Below are 15951 nucleotides of genomic sequence, written 5' to 3' on the forward strand. Positions count from 1 at the left end.
CCTCACAACGTGTAGGGCCAGACGGCGACCAGGTAGGCGCCGTACCAGAGACCGAACGCCCCCCAGGCCGCGATCGACAGCACGGCCACCCGCGGCCGCGCGCGAGCCGCCGCCACAGCGGCCGGGAGCAGCGTCAACAGTACGGGGACGAGCAGCCGCGGCTTCGAGTGGTAGAAGCCGGCCTGGCCGTACACCAGCACCATCGACACCACTCCGTAAACAGCGAGCGGCAGCCAGGGCTTCCCGGCCAGCGCCACCGCGGCGGCGGCCAGCGCGACCAGCAGGATCAGCGCGACACTGACCGGCACCCAGCCGTCGCCGGTGCTCAGCGTGGTGCGCAGAAACTTCCACGTGCTGCGGCCGAAATCGAACGACGTGCCCCAGCCCGCGGTCTGGATCCGGAACCAGGCGTTCGCGTCACCCACCCGCAACGCCACCCAGAGCAGGTAGGCGGGCACCCCGGCCAGGGCGACCAGCGCGGCGACGATCGGCTGCCAGGCCTTCACGCGCGACTCGCGGACGGCCAGCACGGCCGCCACCGCCAGGCCCAGGGCGGCCGCGGCGCCGGTCGGGCGGGTGAGCGCGGCGGCGAGACCGAGCAGGCCGGCCGCCCACCAGACCTTGCGGTGCGCGGCCACGAACATCCCGGCCACGACGGCGAGGAACAGACCTTCCGTGTACGCCATCGAGAAGACCACGGTCACCGGCGCCGAGCAGCAGATGGCGACCAGCATCCACCCCGTCCGGCGGCTGTACAGCGTGGTGCCGAGCAGGTGTAACGCGACCGCCAGGCCGATCGAGGCGAGCCAGGCGACGGTGAGCGCCGCGGTGCCCGCCGACATGCCGGCCAGGTCGAACGTTCGGATCAGCGACGGATAGAGCGGGAAGAACGCCAGCTCGTTGCCGTCGAGCTGCCCGGTGAGCTGGTCGTAGGAGTACGTGTGCGGATAGCCCTCGGTGGCGACCTTGATGAACCAGCCGCCGTCCCACTCCAGCAGCTGAGACCGGATGCTCTCACCCTTGCCGGACGCGTCGCTCAACCACCACAACATGATCAGCTGTACGACTCGGGTCAGCGCGAAGATGCCGACGGCGATCCACCCGCCCCGCCAGCCGCCGGCCTGCCGCCACAGGCTTTCCCGCTCGACGGTCCGTTCCTGCATGGTCAGGCTCACGGGGCCAGTTCGTCCTCGCTTGTCTGCTCCGGGTCCGCCTCGGCGCGGTCCGTCAGCGTACGCCATGCCGCCGCGGCCGCCCGCTGCTCGGCCTGCTTCTTGCTACGCCCCTCGGAGCCACCGAAGCGATCACCGGCCACCACCACCCAGGCGGTGAACGTCTTCGCGTGATCCGGTCCGGAGTCCTCGATCACGTAGTCCGGGACGCCCAGCCCGAGCGACGCGGTCAGCTCCTGCAGGCTAGTCTTCCAATCCAGCGCCGCGCCGCGCCCGGCCGACTCGGCCATCAGCGGGTCGAACAGCCGGTGGATCACCTCGGCCGCGACGTCCAGCCCGTGCTCCAGGTAGATCGCGCCGAGCAGCGCCTCCAGCGTGTCCGCGAGGATGCTCGCCTTGTCCCGCCCGCCGGTGGTCTCCTCGCCCTTGCCGAGCAGCAGGTGCGGGCCCAGACCGGTCGGGCCGAGGCCGCGCGCCACGTCGGCCAGCGCGTGCATGTTGACGACGCTCGCCCGCAGCTTGGCCAGCTGCCCCTCGGGCAGGTCGGGGTGGTTGTGGAAGAGCGCCGAGGTGATCACCACGCCGAGCACCGAGTCGCCGAGGAACTCCAGGCGCTCGTTGGTGGGCAGCCCGCCGTTCTCGTACGCGTAGGAGCGGTGGGTGAGGGCACGCTCGAGAAGGCCCGGCTCGAAGGGCACCCCGAAGGCCTCCTCCAACGGCAGGGTCGGCGGCCGGCGACGCTTGTCATTCATGGGAGACACCTCGTTTTACGGGCAGCACAAAGACCCGGCCGGGATCGGCCGGGTCGAGGGCGTGAAGTATCGCGTCGGCTGCGTCGCGCGAGCCGACAGACTGGCGGAGGGACGGATCGGCCTGACGGGCGCGCGGAGCGCCGTCAACCACGACGGCGGGAGGTTCGTTCCCGCCGAGGAGGTCGACGGCGATCCACGCGGTGCCCGGGCTTTTCAGCCGGGCACCGGTAGTTCGCCGTAGCTCAGGAGCGACCCGCCCGGAGACCGGGCGTGTCACTAAGAGGAGCTCAGACCTCGACGACCTGACGGCCGTTGTAGGTGCCACAGACCTCGCACGCGTGGTGCGGCAGGTGCGGCGACCGGCACTGCGGGCACGGCACGGTCTGGACGACGGTCGCCTTCCAGTTCGCCCGGCGGGACCGGGTGTTGCTGCGCGACGTTTTGCGCTTCGGGACGGCCACGGTTCTTACTCCTCGATCTGATCTTGCGGGTGTTCCGGCTTCCTTGACGGGTCGCCGAGATTGCTCAATGCGGCCCAGCGCGGGTCGATGGCCTCATGGCTGTGATCAGCCGGAAGGTCATCGAAATGCACCCCGCACTCGGGGCACAGCCCTGGGCAGTCCGGCCGGCAGAGCGGGTTGGTCGGCAGGGTCAGCACGACCGCGTCCCGTACCGCCGGCTCGAGGTCGATCAGGTCGCCCTGCATGCGGCCGACCTCGTCCTCATCCGTCGTCTCCTCGGTGGTGCTGTCCTCGTAGGCGAACAACTCCGCGATCGAGACGTCGAACGACTCGCGGATCTCGTTGAGGCAGCGTCCGCATTCGCCGATGAGCGAACCGCGGACCCGTCCGCTGACGTACACCCCCTCGGAGACCGACGTGAGCTCGAGATCGAGTTCGACGTCCGCCCCCTCGGGGACCGAGATCAGTTCCAGGCCGAGATCCTTCGGCGCCGGGATGACCCTTTTCAGGGCACGCGTCGCACCAGGCTGGCGCGGGAGGTTCGTCGTGTCGACGACCAGCGGCTGCCTGGGGTCCAGGTGGTTCTGCGGTGACTTGGGCATCATGATTCCTCAGCCGTTAACAGGCCGAAGGGAAAGGTTACCTGAGCTGTCGCCCGAGCGTCGAATCCGGGTGGTCCGGGCTCAGAAGGGCAGGGGGCGCTCGCTGTCCTCGCCCTGGAACGTGCCGATCTCGCGCAGCGCGTGCATCTTGTCACGCCCCCGCTCGATCGACGCCAGCGCCCGGGTGAGGAACTGCTCGAAGTTGGCCAGCGCGGTGTCGACGTAGTCGTCGACCTCCTCGCGGAGCCGCTGCGCCTCGGTGCGGGCCTCGGCGATGATCCGGGCGCCCTCGTGCTCGGCGGAGACCGTGATCTCGTTTACCGAGACCAGCCGCGTGTGCTCGGTCTCGGCCTCGTTGACGATCCGGTCGGCCTCGCGGCGGCCGGCCTCGATGATCCGGTCCCGCTCGTCCAGGACCGCGGCGGCCTTGCGGAGTTCCGAGGGCAGCTCGGATCGCAGATCGTCGAGGCGCTCGATCATCTCGCCGCGGTCGAACATGAAGTTCGTCCGCGACATCGGGACGGAGCGCGCTTCCTGGACGATTTCGATGATTTCGTCGATGCGGTCGAGCGGATCCACCGGTGGTTACTCCTGTCCCATCCAACCGCCCCGCCCACCACCCAATAGCGGACTCACGGCTCTGTCCCCAGCACCCCACGCTGCGTGGTGCGATCACGTTACTGCGTCCGTGCCGCCGAGGTTTTCGGCACGCCGGGCTCAGTTCTGCTTGAGCCGCGCGGCCAGTCGCTCACCGACGAAGTCCGGCACGTACGCCGAGGCGTCGCCACCCCACTTGACCACGTCTTTGACAAGACTGGACGACAAGAACGAGTAGAGCGGATTCGTCGGCATGAACAACGTCTCCACGCCGGACAACCCGATGTTCATCTGCGCCATCTGCAACTCGTAGTCGAAATCACTCACCGCACGGAGACCCTTGATCACCACGGCCGCGCCCTGGGCCCGGCAGAAATCCACCAGCAGGCCGTGGAACGCGGCAACCCGGACGTTGGTGTAAGCGGCGGTCGCCTCACTCAACATCTCGAGGCGTTCCTCGATCGTGAACAAACCCGTCTTCGAGTGATTGATCAGTACGCCGATGATCACTTCGTCGAAAAGCCGGCTGGCCCTTTCGACGATGTCGAGGTGCCCGTTGGTGACCGGATCGAAGGAACCGGGACAGACCGCGCGTCTCATGATCGACGACCGTACCAAAGAGTGGTCTCCCCGTAACGCCGGCTGCGGTCGCCGGTGATGCCGTCCACCCAGGTCACGGCGCCGCCTCTAGTGGCACGTTCGAATGCGATCACCGCGTCCGGGGCGAGCCAGCCGAAATCGACCAGGGCGAGCTGCACCTCGGCGACCTCGGTGGCGTCGACGGCGTACGGGGGATCGGCGAAGACCACGTCGTAGGGGCCACCGTCCGGCGGGCCGGCCAGCGCGTGCGCGACCTTGCCGGTGACCAGACGAGCCGCATTGCCGACACGTAAGGCCACGATGTTGTCGCGGATGGTACGGGCGGCGCGCGCTTCCGATTCGACGAGAAGCGCATGATCGGCGCCACGTGACAATGCCTCGAGACCGACCGCACCGGATCCGGCATACAGGTCGGCGAATCGCACGCCGGTCAAGTCGATCATCGAGTCGAGGGAGCTGAAAAATGCCTCGCGGACACGATCCGAAGTGGGCCGCGTGAGAGCACCGGCCGGAGCGGACAGTCGCCGCCCGCCGTGCGCCCCGGCGATGATCCTTGTCATGCGCGCTCGCGCGAGTATGCGGTGGACACGACTTGAAGCTACTTCACCACTTACGCACCGCAACCGCCGAGTGAACAATTCCCCATTCCATCACCACTCTCGGCATCGGTTCTGTGCCGCCTAGTCGATGGAAGATCACGGATCCGTTACAACACACTTAAGTGTCCCTGAGGGATTTCCCAGGTTCCCATTACTCGCTATGGTCATCGCCTGTTGTGGGCGGCATTTGTCGCTTGCAGACGACGTGGGGAGGCGTCGTCGACGGCTGTCGCTATTTGTCGCGACGGCCCACCGCTTCCTCGCCGCACCCCGTTGATCCCATCACAGGAGTAGGCGTGAACCTGCTTAAAACAAAGCTTGGGCGGACCTCCGCGGTCATCGCCGGCTCGATCATCGGCCTCGCCGGTGTCGCCGTGTTCGCCTCGCCCGCCAGCGCCCACGCACCGACCGTCAAGGGCGAGTCGTCGTGTGTCGCGGACAGCGGCGAGTGGACCGCCACGTGGCACATCGGGAACGACTACAACAATCCCGCGCACGCTTCGTCGATCACCGTGACGGAGTACAAGAAGGGCACGGCTCTCGACACCAAGACCGTCGAGATCCCGGCCGACACCGTCTTCAAGCCGAACTCGTCGAACAACATCGACGAGCAGGTCATGGCCGAGACCAAGGTGACCAACAAGGACGTCACCAAGGTCGAGATCAAGGTCGTCCTGCTCTGGGAGGACGGCTACACCAACGACGGCAAGTACGGCCACGGCAAGCCGGTGACGGCGACCACCCGCAAGGGCGACGCCTGCAAGCCCAACCCGACCCCGTCGGACAGCCAGTCGGCGTCCCCGTCGCCGTCGGCGAGCGAGTCGTCGTCCGCCACCCCGTCGGAGACGGCGTCCACCCCGTCGGACACCCCGACCACCCCGGACATCCCGGTCGCGCCGTCTGACGTCACGCCGATCCTGGTCCAGGACTGCACCACGATGACCCTCGGCCTGAAGAACCCGGCCGACAGCATCCCGCTGAAGCTCGACTACGACACCAGCAAGGGCGAGCACCGCACGCTCACCGTCAAGCCGGGTGCCGAGGGCTCCGAGAAGTTCTCCGCCGTGCCGGGCTTCTGGGTCAAGCTGACCCTGACCGCCACCATCAACGGCGAGACGCAGTCCGACTTCGTCAAGGTCGACTACCAGAAGCCGGCCAACTGCGACAACGGCGAGGGTGGCGGCCTGCCCGTCACCGGTGCCGCCGCTGGTGGCATCGCCGGTGGCGCCGCGGTCCTGCTGGCCGCCGGTGGCGTCCTCTTCGTGATGGCCCGCCGTCGCAAGGTGAAGTTCACCGCCTGACACCAACCCGTCAGCTCCTGAGAAGGGCGCGCCGACTCCGGTCGGCGCGCTTTTTTCATGCCCCCACAACGGAAAGCCCCGCGGTGTGGTGACCTACGCCGCCGCCACCGCCCGCATTCGCCACACCGCGAGCGCAGCACCCAAGGTGTGGGCACCCACGACGCCGCCACCACCCGCAATCCCCACACCGAGGCGAACCACCAGCAGGTGTGGGCACCCACACCCCTCCCCCCGCCCAGACTCCCCACACCGCTCGCGGCATGAGTGGGCGGCGGGCGGCGGGCGCGGTGGGCTACGCCGGCATTCGGGGGGCGCGCGTGAAGCTTTCCGGGGAGAAGGAGCCGTCGGGATCGGGGGCGTAGTCACGGGTCGCTACCACGGCGGTGACGGGCAACGCCGCGTACAGGTGAGGGAAAAGCCAGCCGTCGGGATGAGGTGGATCGCCTTCCTCCCAGACGATCGGGGCCGGCAGGCGGGACTCGTCGATCTCCAGCACGACCATGTCCGGCCGGCCGCGGAACAGTGCCGTCGCGGGGACGTGCAGCTGTTCCTCGGTCGAGCAGTGGATGAAACCTTGGCTCGCCAGCGAATCCGCGGTGTAGACGCCCGCGGCCCGCGCGGCCGCCCACTCGTCGCGGGTGCAGATATGCAGGATCAACCCTTCTCCAAATACTCGGCGCGTTCCTCGTCGACGAACGCCGCGACCGACGCCGCCAACGCGGGATAGTTCGAAAGATCGGAATCGTCCTGGACGAGCGACGACGCCTCCGCCCGGGCGTCGGTGATCAGCTTTGCGTCGCGCAGCAACGACAACAGGCGCAGATGCGAATGGCGCCCGGACTGGGACGCGCCCAGCACGTCGCCTTCGCGACGCTGTTCCAGGTCGATCTCGGAGAGCTTGAAACCGTCGGTGGTGGAGGCGACCGCGTCCAGCCGTTCGCGAGCGGGGGTGCCCTCGACGGACTCGGTCACCAGCAGGCAGACGCCCGGCGCCGTGCCCCGGCCCACCCGGCCGCGCAACTGGTGCAGCTGGGAGACCCCGAAACGGTCGGCGTCCATAATGATCATCACGGTGGCGTTGGGCACGTCCACGCCGACCTCGATCACCGTGGTGGCGACCAGGACGTCGAGGTCGCCGGCCGCGAACGAGCGCATCACCGCGTCTTTCTCGTCGGCGGGCAGCTTGCCGTGCAGGACACCGATCCGCAGGCCGTGCAACGGTCCCTCGGCCAGCAGCGGCGCCACCTCGGTCACGGCCAGCGGCGGGCGGCGCGCGGGCTCATTGTCCGACGGGGGCTCCTCGTCGTCGCCGGCGCCGATGCGCGGACACACCACGTAGGCCTGGTGGCCGGCCTGGACCTCCTCGCGCACGCGGCGCCAGGCACGATCGAGAAACGCGGGCTTCTCGGGCGGCACCACGTGCGACGCGATCGGCGAGCGGCCGCGCGGCAACTGGGACAAAGTGGAGGTTTCCAGATCTCCGTAGACCGTCATGGCGACCGTACGGGGAATGGGTGTCGCTGTCATCACGAGAACGTGCGGCGGACGGGACGCCTTGGCCCGCAGGGCATCGCGCTGCTCGACGCCGAACCGGTGCTGCTCGTCGACCACGATCAGCCCCAGATCGTGGAAGTCGACCCCTTCGTAGAGCAGCGCGTGCGTGCCGATCACGATGCCCGCCCGCCCGTCCGCGACCTTGCCCAGCGCCGCCCGCCGGGCCGCCGCCCCGAGCGAGCCGGTGACCAGGGTGAGCTGCGTGCCGGCCGGGTCGCCGTCGATCTCCCCGGCCCGGCCCAGGGCGCCGAGCTGCTGGCTGATCCCCCGGAAGTGTTGCGTGGCGAGCACCTCGGTCGGCGCGAGCAGGGCGGCCTGCCCGCCGGCGTCGACCACCTGCAGCATCGCGCGCACCGACACCAGCGTCTTGCCGGAACCCACCTCGCCCTGCAGCAGCCGGTGCATCGGATGCGGCTGCGCCAGGTCGGCGGCGATCTCCTCGCCCACGGTTCGCTGCCCGTCGGTGAGCTCGTACGGCAGGCCGGCGTCGAATTTCGCGAGGATCCCGTCGTCGCGGCGCGGCCGGGCCTCGCCGGGGCTCTCGGCCGCCTTGGCCCTGCGCTGCACCAACGTCAGCTGGACCGCGAACGCCTCGTCCCACTTGAGGCGGTACCGCGCCGCGTACAGCGCCTCCTTCGACGTCGGGCGGTGGATCTCGTGCAGGGCGGTGCCGATGCCGACCAGATTGCGGTTGGCGCGCACCCCGGCGGGCAGCGGATCGGCCGGCGGCTGGAACGTGTCGAGGACCGTGCGGACGCACTTCGCGATGACCCAGGTCGGCACGGCTTGCGCGGCCGGGTACACCGGGATCAGCGCGCCGGCGAACTCCTCGATCTCCTCGGCGGCCTCGTCCTGCGTCGCGTCCGCGCTCAGCAACTGGTAGGCGGGGCCGTTGAGCTGGCGCTTGCCGCGGAAGTCGGTGACCTTGCCGGCGAACAGCCCCCACCGGCCCCGCTTGAGATCGCGCTCGCGCCACGCCTGGTTGAAGAAGGTGCAGGTCAGCGTGGCCCCGGAACCGTCCCCAATGGTGATCTCGAGCATGTTGCCCTTGCGCTGGCGCATCGGTTTCACGCTGACCGACTGCACCTGGGCGAGCACGGTGACCTGCTCGCCGATCTCCAGAGCGCGCAGGTCGGTCTGCTCGCCGCGCTCGTCGTAGCGCCGCGGGAAGTGATAGATCAGGTCACCGGCGGTGTGCAGCTCGAGGTGGGTGGCAAGAGCTTTCGCCGTACGGTCGCCGAGCACCTTACGAAGCGGGGTGTCGGTGGTGGTCTCGTTCATTCGACTCCAACCAACAGGTGGTAGCGCGGCTGGTCGCCCGCATAACAGTGCAGCTCGACGAACGGCCAGGTCTGCGTCGCGTGGGCGCGCAGCGTCTGCTCCAGCGAGGCTGGCACGTCGGCGCCGAGCACCACGGTGGCCAGCTCACCGCCGCCGCCCAGCATCCGGTCGAGCAGCCGGCGGCTGACCTCGGCCAGATCGGTGCCGATCAGGTGCACCTCGCCGTCGACCAGCCCGAGCAGATCACCGGCCCGGCACGGTCCGGCGACGGTGAGCGAGTCGCGCTCGGCGCTGCAGACCTCGCCGTAGCGGCACGCGCCGGCCGCCTCGGCCATCCCGATCACGTCGTCGGTGAACGCGCGCGCGGTGTCACGCACCGCGAGGGCGGCGAGGGCCTGGACCGGCGATCGGGTGGGGACGACGCTCACCCGTACGCCCAAGGTCTCGGCCTCGCGGGCGGCGGAGACGGCGACGGCATGGGTGTTGCCGTCGTTCGGCAGCAGGACCACCAGGCCGGCCCCGGTCGTGGTGATCGCCTCGACCATCTCCCGGGTGGACGGGTTACGCCCGACGACTGTCGCGCCCTCGGCCTCGAACAGCGCGGTGAGGCCGTCGCCCGCCGCGACGACGACCGCCCCGCGCTTGGCCGGGTCGGCCACCGGGTGGGCACCCTGGTCGAGCGGCGTGACGCTGATGCGGTGCGGGCGGCCCGCCTCGATGCCCGCCTCCAGCGCGGCCCCGATCTCGGCGGCCTGGACGTGCACATGAACGTTCCACGTGGTGTCGCCGTCGCCGACGATGACCACCGAGTCGCCCAGCTCGCCGAGCACGCGGCGCAGCTCGTCGACCGCGGGGGCGTCGAGCAGATATTGCACCTCGTAGCCGAAGGAGCTCATGTCCGGCTTCGCATCGTCGGCCACCCTCTCGATCGGAACCGTGTCGGCCGCGTCGCCCAGGGCCTCGACCAGCGCGTCCAGCAGCAGGCAGAGGCCGCGGCCGCCGGCGTCGACGACCCCGGCGCGGGCCAGGACGGGAAGCTGCTGGGGGGTGCGCGCCAACGCCTCGGCGGCCGATCGCGCGGCGGCCCGCGCGACCGCGACCAGGTCGTCGGACTTGATCCGGCCGGCCCCCTCGGCCGCGGCGGCGACCACCGACAGGACCGTGCCCTCGACCGGGCGGGACACCGCGGCATAGGCCGCCTCGGACGCCGAGCGCAGCGCCCGGGCCAGCTCGAGGCCGCGGACCGCCACCGACGAGGACAGGCTGTCGGCCATGCCACGCAGGATCTGGGAGACGATGACCCCGGAATTGCCCCGGGCGCCCAGCAGCGCCCCACGAGCCATCCGGCGCATCGCGCGCCCCGGCGGTGCCGGCGAGTCGAGCGACTCCAGCGCCTCCAGGGCCGATGTGAGGGTGAGCACCAAGTTGGTGCCGGTGTCGCCGTCTGGCACCGGATAGACGTTCAGCTCGTCGATTTCGTCCTGATGTGCCCGGAGTGCGGCCAGGCCACCACCGCACCAGCGGCGTACCGCGGCGGAGTCCAGGGTCTCGAGCACGCGAAAATCGTACTAACCACCCCTGACAATCTCCGGGGAGCGCGCGCTGACCGGGGCCGATTGGCTGTCGCGCGGCGGCATCGGGTAGGCTTCCGAGGTTGCCTGCGGCGATGTTCGCTGGGGCCGTCAGTCTGTAACACCCAGTCGATCAACCCAGGAGTACCCCGTGGCTAGCGTGTGCGAGATCTGTGGCAAGGGACCGGGCTTCGGCCACAACGTGTCCCACTCGCACCGGCGGACCAACCGCCGCTGGAACCCGAACATTCAGACGGTGCGCACCCCGGCCGGTGGCGGCACGACCAAGAAGCTCCAGGTCTGCACGTCGTGCATCAAGGCCGGCAAGGTCGTCCGCGCCTGAGCTTCGGCTCACTCTGATCTTCCAGCCGCCGGGCCTGATGGCCCGGCGGCTGAGTGTGTCTGCCCCAAGTCGAGCGCCCAACGGCACTGATGGGCGGCGCGTCAGAGGGCGGTCGGCTTGCCCGGTGTGAGCCACGTCAACGCGCCCGCCGGAAAGGCCGCGTCGATCTCGGCCCGCCCTTCGTGGAAATGTGACCACCCTTCGTAGTGCACCGGCACGACCACCCGCGGCCGCACCCGGGAAACCAGTGCCGCGGCGTCCCGGCCGGTCATCGTGAACCGGGCCGGACCCGTCAACCCGAACTGCACCCTTCCCAGATGCAGGATCGCCGTGTCGACGGTGAACCGCGAGGCCACCGACAACACGCCCGGGAAGAGCACAGTGTCCCCGGAGATCCACACGACCGGCGCAGACTCCGACACCCGCAGCGCGAACCCGGTCGTCGGCCCGACGATCGGCACGCTCCACGCCGGACCGTGCCGCGAGGGCGTCGCGATCACCGTCACGTCACCCACGCGCACCGACGAGAACGGCCGCAACCCGACGGCGTTCCCACCGAGCCGCCGAGCCGCGGCGACCGTCGTCACCACCACCGGCACCGCCGGCAACAGATCTCGGCCCGAATTATCCAAATTGTCCGCGTGCTGATCGTGCGTCAGCAACACCGCGTCGAACGAACCGAGCGACTCCAACGGCACCGCCGGCCCGGACAGCTTGCGCGACGACGTCCCCCAGCCGAACGAATACCGCCGGCCGGGAGCGTCAAATGTCGGATCGACCAGCAACCGCGCACCGCCGAACTCGACAAGCGTGGTCGGCCCGCCGATGTGCGTGACGGTCACCTCGAGGCGTGCCGCAGTGCCCACTCGAGAACCTCGTCCGCGATCTGCTCCCATCCCTTCTGGGCCGGCAACAGGTGTGCGTAGCCTTCGTACTCCCGCCGCTCGGTGACGGTGTTCGACTTGTAGTGCTTGCAGTTCGACTCCTGCACGACCGGCGGCATGATGTGGTCCTCCGAGCCGGAGACGAACAGCAGCGGCGCCCGCTCGTCGTTGTGGTAGTCGACCCACGTGTCCTGGTGCCCGGGCTGGAAGTTGGCCAGCACCCCGCCCCACAGGATGCCGCCGCTGGCCGGGATCGCGTACCGCTCGTACAGGAATCGGGATTCGTCCTCGGAGAACGTGTTCGTGAAGGCGTACTTCCATTCCTCGAAGGTCAGCGGCACCGCCTTGTGCCGGTTCGCCGGGCTCTTGAGCACCGGAAACGTCGACTTCAACTGGGACAGCGGCAGCACCCGCACGCCCTCGGTCGGTGCCGAGTTGAGCGCGACGCCCGCGGCGCCGAGCCAGTGGTCGAGCAGGATCTGGGTGAACGCGCCGCCGGCCGAGTGCCCGATGATGATCGGTGGCTCGCTCAGTGCGCCAATGGCTTCCTCGTACTTGGCGATGATCTGCGGCACGGTCGCGTTCATGATCGGGGTGGGATCGGCGTTCAGCGCCTCCACCTCGACCTCGAAGCCGGGATATCCCGGGGCGATGACCTGGTGGCCCTTGCTTTCGTAGTGTGCGATCCAGTGTTCCCAGCTGCGCGGCGTCACCCAGAAACCGGAGGCCGGAACGATTGGCTTCATCCGCCGATCGTGGTGGGAGCGCGACCAACCGCGAATCACGTGCCACGCGTAGTCAGTCGTGCAACGTCCCGCGCAACTGCCGCCGCGATCGCACCCCGAGCTTCCGGAAAACCTTGCGCAGGTGGTAATCCACGGTGCTCGCGCTGAGATAAAGATGCGCCGCGATCTCCGCGTTCGTCCCGCCGTCGCGAGCCAGTCGCGCCACGGCCGCCTCCTGCGGCGTCAGGTCCGTGGCGTTTTCCTTGCGTACGCGGACAGCGACGTCCGCGCCGAGAACGCGCAGTTCCCGCCGGGCGCGTGCGGCGAAGGCGTGCGCCCGCACCTCCTCGAACATCGCCAGCGCGACGGCCAGCTGCGCGCGGGCGTCGCCCCGGCGTCGCCGGCGTCGCAACCATTCCCCGTAGACGAGATGCGCCCGGGCCAGATCGCCGTGCGCGGGCGTGCCGGACAAGTGCTCGACGGCGAGCCGATAGTGCGCCTCCGCCTCGTCCGCGGTGGCGAGCAAGGCCGTGGACCGTTCCAGCAGACCTTTCGCTCGCGGGGTGCCACTGTGCCCGGCCGCGTGCGCGAGGTCGTCCAGCGCGAGGGCCGCGGTGCGCCGGTCGCCCGCGCGTAGCGAGCTTTCCACCAGGTCCGGCAGGGCCCAGGCGTACCGGCGGGGATTGCCGAACTCGACCAGCGGAAGCAGGCCGCGTTGCGCCGCCTGGTAATCGCCGTCCGCGATGTCCAGTCCGGCCAGGCCGATCCGGGTCACCTGCTGCATGCCGCCGAGATGCAGCATGCCGTAGACCCCGATCGCCTGCCCGACCGAGGCGCGGACCCCGTCCGGCGCGCGCCACGTGACCAGTTCCGGGTGCCGCCACACGAGTTCCTGCTCGGCGGTGATGCCGATGGCCTTGCGCAGCCGCTGCCCGACCTGGTCGTGGCGGTCCGCGCGATCGAGGCGGCCGAGGATCGCCTCGGTCATCGTGCCGAGAAAGTGGATGAGGTCGAGGGCGTGCAGGGCACCACTGCGCCGGGCCGCCGCCTCGGCCCGGTCCAGGATCAGTTGCTTGCCATGGTCGTCCCAGACCAGCTGGCAAAAGTTGACGCCGACGACGACGCGGCTCAGCAGAAAGTCGTCGGGCGTGGACGCGTCGGTGAACGCCGCGATCGCCCGGTGGATCGCGGGCGCGCCGGTCGCGTAGCCACCGGTGGTGAATGCCGTGTAGGCGGCCAGCATCAGACCGGCGAGGTCGTCGCCGGCGAGCAGTCCGGCCGCGGCGGCGATCTCCGGTTCGCCGGTGCGGGCGAGATGTTCGGCCGAGATGACGTGCTCGATCGCTTGCAGGACGGCAGCACGCGCCCGTTCACGGTCATCGCCGAACGCCTCGGCGGCGGCCAGGCACATGGCCGGCGCGTCCCGGTTCGCGGCCGGAACACCGCTGGTCACGGCGGCGTTCGACCGGGTCAGCAACGCGGCGCCGCGATCCGCGGGGCTCAGCCGCCGTTCGTCCGCGGCGTCCAGCAACGTCAGCGCCCGGCCCGGCGCACCGGCCAGCAACGCGGCACCGGCGGCACCGACCTGGCGGGCCGCGCGGACGGCCGGATCCGGGGTGAGCTCGGCGGCGCGGGTGAGAAAGGTGGCTCGTGCGGTGTGCCCGCCGCGCGCGCCGGCCCGGTCCGCGCGGCGTTCCAGTTCGCCCGCGACCGTCTCGTCCGGGCCCGCCGCGGCCGCGGCGCGATGCCAGGCCCGCCGATCGGCGTCGGACTCGGCGGTGGTCACCGAGGCGAGGGCCCGATGGGCGGCACGACGCTCGGACGCGGTCGCGCCGCCGTAGACGGCCGAGCGCACCAGCGGATGGCGGAACGTCAGCGGTGGCCATCCGTCGATCAGCGCGTCGTTCTCGGCGGGTGCGGCATCCGCCAGGGTCGCGCCGAGCAGGGCCGCGGCCGCCGTCAGGTGCGCGCCGGTTCCGCCGGCGTTCGCCGCCGCGAGCAGCAACCACGTCCGGGTCGCCGGTGGGTAGCCGTGGATCCGGGCCGAATAGTGGGCCTCGAGCCGGCTGCCGATCGGTGCCGGGTCGGGCAGCGGGGTGGTTCCGCTGAGCTGTTCGCGAGTCAGCTCGCGGCCCAGATCGGTGAGGGCCAGCGGGTTGCCGCCGGTGGCGCGCGCGATGTGCTCGGCCAGCGCCGGGTCGACGCCACCGTCCACGATCTCGGTGAGCAGCGCCGCCGCGTCCGCCGGGGCCAGGCCGCCGATGTCGCGGATGTCGAGACCGGCGAGCAGGCCCGGATCGTCGTCCTCGGCGCGCAGTCCGAACAGCAGCACGACGCCCTCGGCGTGCAACCGGCGGCCGACGAAGGCGAGCGCCCGCAACGACTCACGGTCCAGCCACTGGGCGTCGTCGGCCACGCAGAGCCTCGGCGCCTCGGCGATCAGCGTGAGGGCGGCGAGGCTGACCAGATAGAGGTCGGCCGGTGGGCCGTCGGCGAGGCCGCAGGCGACTTCCAGGGCGGCGCGCTGGGTGGCGGGCAACCGGTCGCGGCGATCGAGCAGCGGCACCAGTAATCGGTGCAGCGCCGCGAACGGGAAACCGGCCTCGGACTCGATGCCGGCGATCCACAGCGTTCCGGGCGAGCGGCTCGCCGCGTACCGCAGGAGAGCCGTCTTTCCGACGCCGGCCTCGCCGCGCAGCACCAGGCCGGCGCTGCGCCCGGCACGCGTGGCCGCGATCAATGCGTCCAGCGTGGCGCATTCCGCGTCCCGCCCGAAGAGCCGCATAGGGCGCACCCTATCCAGCAGGAGGGGCGGACTTACAGGCCCGAAAGGCGTTGACCCGCCCGCACCACGGCCATGGCGTGGCGCTCGCCGGGGCGGCGGCCGAGCCGCTCGATCGGTCCGCTGATGGAGATCGCCGCGACGACGCGGCCGGTGCGGTCGCGGATCGGCGCGGAGACGCTGGCGACGCCCGCCTCCCGCTCGGCGACGCTCTGCGCCCAGCCGCGCCGGCGCACCTCGGCCAGTGTGCGGCCGGTGAACTTGCAGCGGGGCAGCAGCGGCATGATCGCCTCGGGCGGCTCCCACGCGAGCAGGATCTGGGCTGCCGATCCGGCGGTCATCGGCAGCACCGTGCCGACCGGAACGGTGTCGCGCAGACCGCTCGCGCGTTCGGCGCCGGCGACACAGATTCGTTCGTCCGCGCGGCGCAAGTAAAGTTGCGCGCTCTCCCCCGTCGCGTCCCGCAATGCGGACAGCAACGGCTCCGCGGCGGACAACAAAACGTCCGGTGCGGAGTTCGCCAGCTCGCCCAGACGCGGGCCCGGACGCCACCGGCCCTGCGTGTCTCGGACCAGCATCCGGTGCATCTCCAAGGCCTGGGCCAGGCGATGTGCGGTCGCCCGCGGCAGCTTCGTCCGCTCCACGAGCTCGGCCAGACTGGCGCCGTCGACGGCCGCCGCCAGGATCACGATCGCCTTGTCGAGAACGCCGACACCACTCATACTGT

The 15951-nt window shown here is 70.4% G+C and carries 17 protein-coding genes; 3 read left to right on the forward strand and 14 right to left on the reverse strand.

The annotated features are described in order from the left end of the window. Positions 1 to 2 precede the first annotated feature (2 nt). Entirely contained in the window at positions 3 to 1175 is a 1173-nt protein-coding gene (locus HH310_RS15490; RefSeq protein ID WP_312034089.1) for a hypothetical protein, read from the reverse strand. Further along, positions 1172 to 1924 carry a ribonuclease III gene (rnc, locus tag HH310_RS15495; protein WP_169176239.1) on the reverse strand — a complete coding sequence of 251 codons (753 nt, stop codon included), beginning with the start codon at positions 1922 to 1924 and terminating at the stop codon, positions 1172 to 1174. The genes HH310_RS15490 and rnc overlap by 4 nt, the downstream gene beginning before the upstream one ends. Here rnc and HH310_RS15500 point away from each other — a divergent pair. Further along, entirely contained in the window at positions 1923 to 2165 is a 243-nt protein-coding gene (locus tag HH310_RS15500; protein ID WP_169176240.1) for a hypothetical protein, read from the forward strand. The two genes, rnc and HH310_RS15500, sit on opposite strands and share 2 nt — an antisense overlap. 46 nt (positions 2166 to 2211) lie before the next feature. Here the strand turns inward: HH310_RS15500 and rpmF are convergent, their stop codons facing one another. The 5 genes from rpmF to rsmD form a co-directional block, all read right to left on the reverse strand. Next, on the reverse strand, positions 2212 to 2385 hold the full coding sequence (rpmF, locus tag HH310_RS15505) for a 50S ribosomal protein L32 (protein WP_169176241.1): 174 nt from the start codon (positions 2383 to 2385) through the stop codon (positions 2212 to 2214). A 5-nt stretch (positions 2386 to 2390) separates the two neighbouring features. After that, positions 2391 to 2987 carry a DUF177 domain-containing protein gene (locus HH310_RS15510; RefSeq protein ID WP_169176343.1) on the reverse strand — a complete coding sequence of 199 codons (597 nt, stop codon included), beginning with the start codon at positions 2985 to 2987 and terminating at the stop codon, positions 2391 to 2393. An 81-nt stretch (positions 2988 to 3068) separates the two neighbouring features. Beyond that, positions 3069 to 3566: a hypothetical protein gene (locus HH310_RS15515; protein ID WP_169176242.1), complete on the reverse strand. Its 498-nt coding sequence runs from the start codon at positions 3564 to 3566 to the stop codon at positions 3069 to 3071. Between the two features lie 138 nt (positions 3567 to 3704). Then, positions 3705 to 4184 (reverse strand): pantetheine-phosphate adenylyltransferase, encoded by a 480-nt coding sequence (coaD, locus tag HH310_RS15520; protein WP_169176243.1) that lies wholly within the window; start codon positions 4182 to 4184, stop codon positions 3705 to 3707. Beyond that, on the reverse strand, positions 4181 to 4762 hold the full coding sequence (rsmD, locus tag HH310_RS15525) for a 16S rRNA (guanine(966)-N(2))-methyltransferase RsmD (RefSeq protein WP_312034114.1): 582 nt from the start codon (positions 4760 to 4762) through the stop codon (positions 4181 to 4183). Before rsmD ends, coaD begins: the two co-directional genes overlap by 4 nt. 317 nt (positions 4763 to 5079) lie before the next feature. Here rsmD and HH310_RS15530 point away from each other — a divergent pair, with 317 nt between their 5' ends. Next, complete coding sequence (locus HH310_RS15530; protein WP_169176245.1) at positions 5080 to 6084, forward strand: hypothetical protein; 1005 nt, start codon at positions 5080 to 5082, stop codon at positions 6082 to 6084. 292 nt (positions 6085 to 6376) lie between these two features. On the opposite strand, the gene HH310_RS15535 is transcribed toward HH310_RS15530, so the two are convergent. From HH310_RS15535 to HH310_RS15545, 3 genes are read right to left on the reverse strand one after another with little or no spacing between them, the layout of a single operon-like run. Continuing rightward, positions 6377 to 6742, reverse strand: coding sequence for a DUF952 domain-containing protein (locus HH310_RS15535; RefSeq protein WP_169176246.1), 366 nt, complete (start codon positions 6740 to 6742; stop codon positions 6377 to 6379). Then, positions 6739 to 8919, reverse strand: a complete 2181-nt coding sequence (gene recG, locus HH310_RS15540) for an ATP-dependent DNA helicase RecG (RefSeq protein ID WP_169176247.1) — start codon at positions 8917 to 8919, stop codon at positions 6739 to 6741. Before recG ends, HH310_RS15535 begins: the two co-directional genes overlap by 4 nt. Further along, positions 8916 to 10475 (reverse strand): DAK2 domain-containing protein, encoded by a 1560-nt coding sequence (locus tag HH310_RS15545; protein WP_169176248.1) that lies wholly within the window; start codon positions 10473 to 10475, stop codon positions 8916 to 8918. The genes recG and HH310_RS15545 overlap by 4 nt, the downstream gene beginning before the upstream one ends. A 166-nt stretch (positions 10476 to 10641) precedes the next feature. Between HH310_RS15545 and rpmB the strand changes: the two genes are divergently transcribed. Then, the gene (gene rpmB / locus HH310_RS15550; RefSeq protein ID WP_169176249.1) at positions 10642 to 10833 is read left to right on the forward strand and encodes a 50S ribosomal protein L28; all 192 of its coding nucleotides are present in this window, start codon (positions 10642 to 10644) and stop codon (positions 10831 to 10833) included. Between the two features lie 101 nt (positions 10834 to 10934). Here the strand turns inward: rpmB and HH310_RS15555 are convergent, their stop codons facing one another. The 4 genes from HH310_RS15555 to HH310_RS15570 are packed head-to-tail and all read right to left on the reverse strand — an operon-like array spanning position 10935 to position 15946. After that, positions 10935 to 11699, reverse strand: a complete 765-nt coding sequence (locus HH310_RS15555) for an MBL fold metallo-hydrolase (protein ID WP_312034092.1) — start codon at positions 11697 to 11699, stop codon at positions 10935 to 10937. Continuing rightward, positions 11672 to 12463, reverse strand: coding sequence for an alpha/beta fold hydrolase (locus HH310_RS15560; protein WP_169176251.1), 792 nt, complete (start codon positions 12461 to 12463; stop codon positions 11672 to 11674). The genes HH310_RS15555 and HH310_RS15560 overlap by 28 nt, the downstream gene beginning before the upstream one ends. Positions 12464 to 12515: 52 nt before the next feature. After that, entirely contained in the window at positions 12516 to 15227 is a 2712-nt protein-coding gene (locus HH310_RS15565) for a LuxR family transcriptional regulator (RefSeq protein WP_211192165.1), read from the reverse strand. Positions 15228 to 15259: 32 nt separating this feature from the next. Continuing rightward, positions 15260 to 15946, reverse strand: a complete 687-nt coding sequence (locus HH310_RS15570; protein ID WP_169176344.1) for an IclR family transcriptional regulator — start codon at positions 15944 to 15946, stop codon at positions 15260 to 15262. Positions 15947 to 15951 lie beyond the last annotated feature (5 nt).

This window comes from Actinoplanes sp. TBRC 11911, from assembly GCF_012933445.1.
GTDB lineage: Bacteria > Actinomycetota > Actinomycetes > Mycobacteriales > Micromonosporaceae > Actinoplanes.

Coding starts and splice junctions, on each gene's coding strand:
- HH310_RS15500 (WP_169176240.1), top strand. CDS start 1,923: ATGGGAGACACCTCGTTTTACGGGCAGCACAAAGACCCGGCCGGGATC.
- rnc (WP_169176239.1), bottom strand. CDS start 1,924: ATGAATGACAAGCGTCGCCGGCCGCCGACCCTGCCGTTGGAGGAGGCC.
- HH310_RS15510 (WP_169176343.1), bottom strand. CDS start 2,987: ATGCCCAAGTCACCGCAGAACCACCTGGACCCCAGGCAGCCGCTGGTC.
- coaD (WP_169176243.1), bottom strand. CDS start 4,184: ATGAGACGCGCGGTCTGTCCCGGTTCCTTCGATCCGGTCACCAACGGG.
- recG (WP_169176247.1), bottom strand. CDS start 8,919: ATGAACGAGACCACCACCGACACCCCGCTTCGTAAGGTGCTCGGCGAC.
- HH310_RS15560 (WP_169176251.1), bottom strand. CDS start 12,463: ATGAAGCCAATCGTTCCGGCCTCCGGTTTCTGGGTGACGCCGCGCAGC.
- HH310_RS15565 (WP_211192165.1), bottom strand. CDS start 15,227: ATGCGGCTCTTCGGGCGGGACGCGGAATGCGCCACGCTGGACGCATTG.
- HH310_RS15570 (WP_169176344.1), bottom strand. CDS start 15,946: ATGAGTGGTGTCGGCGTTCTCGACAAGGCGATCGTGATCCTGGCGGCG.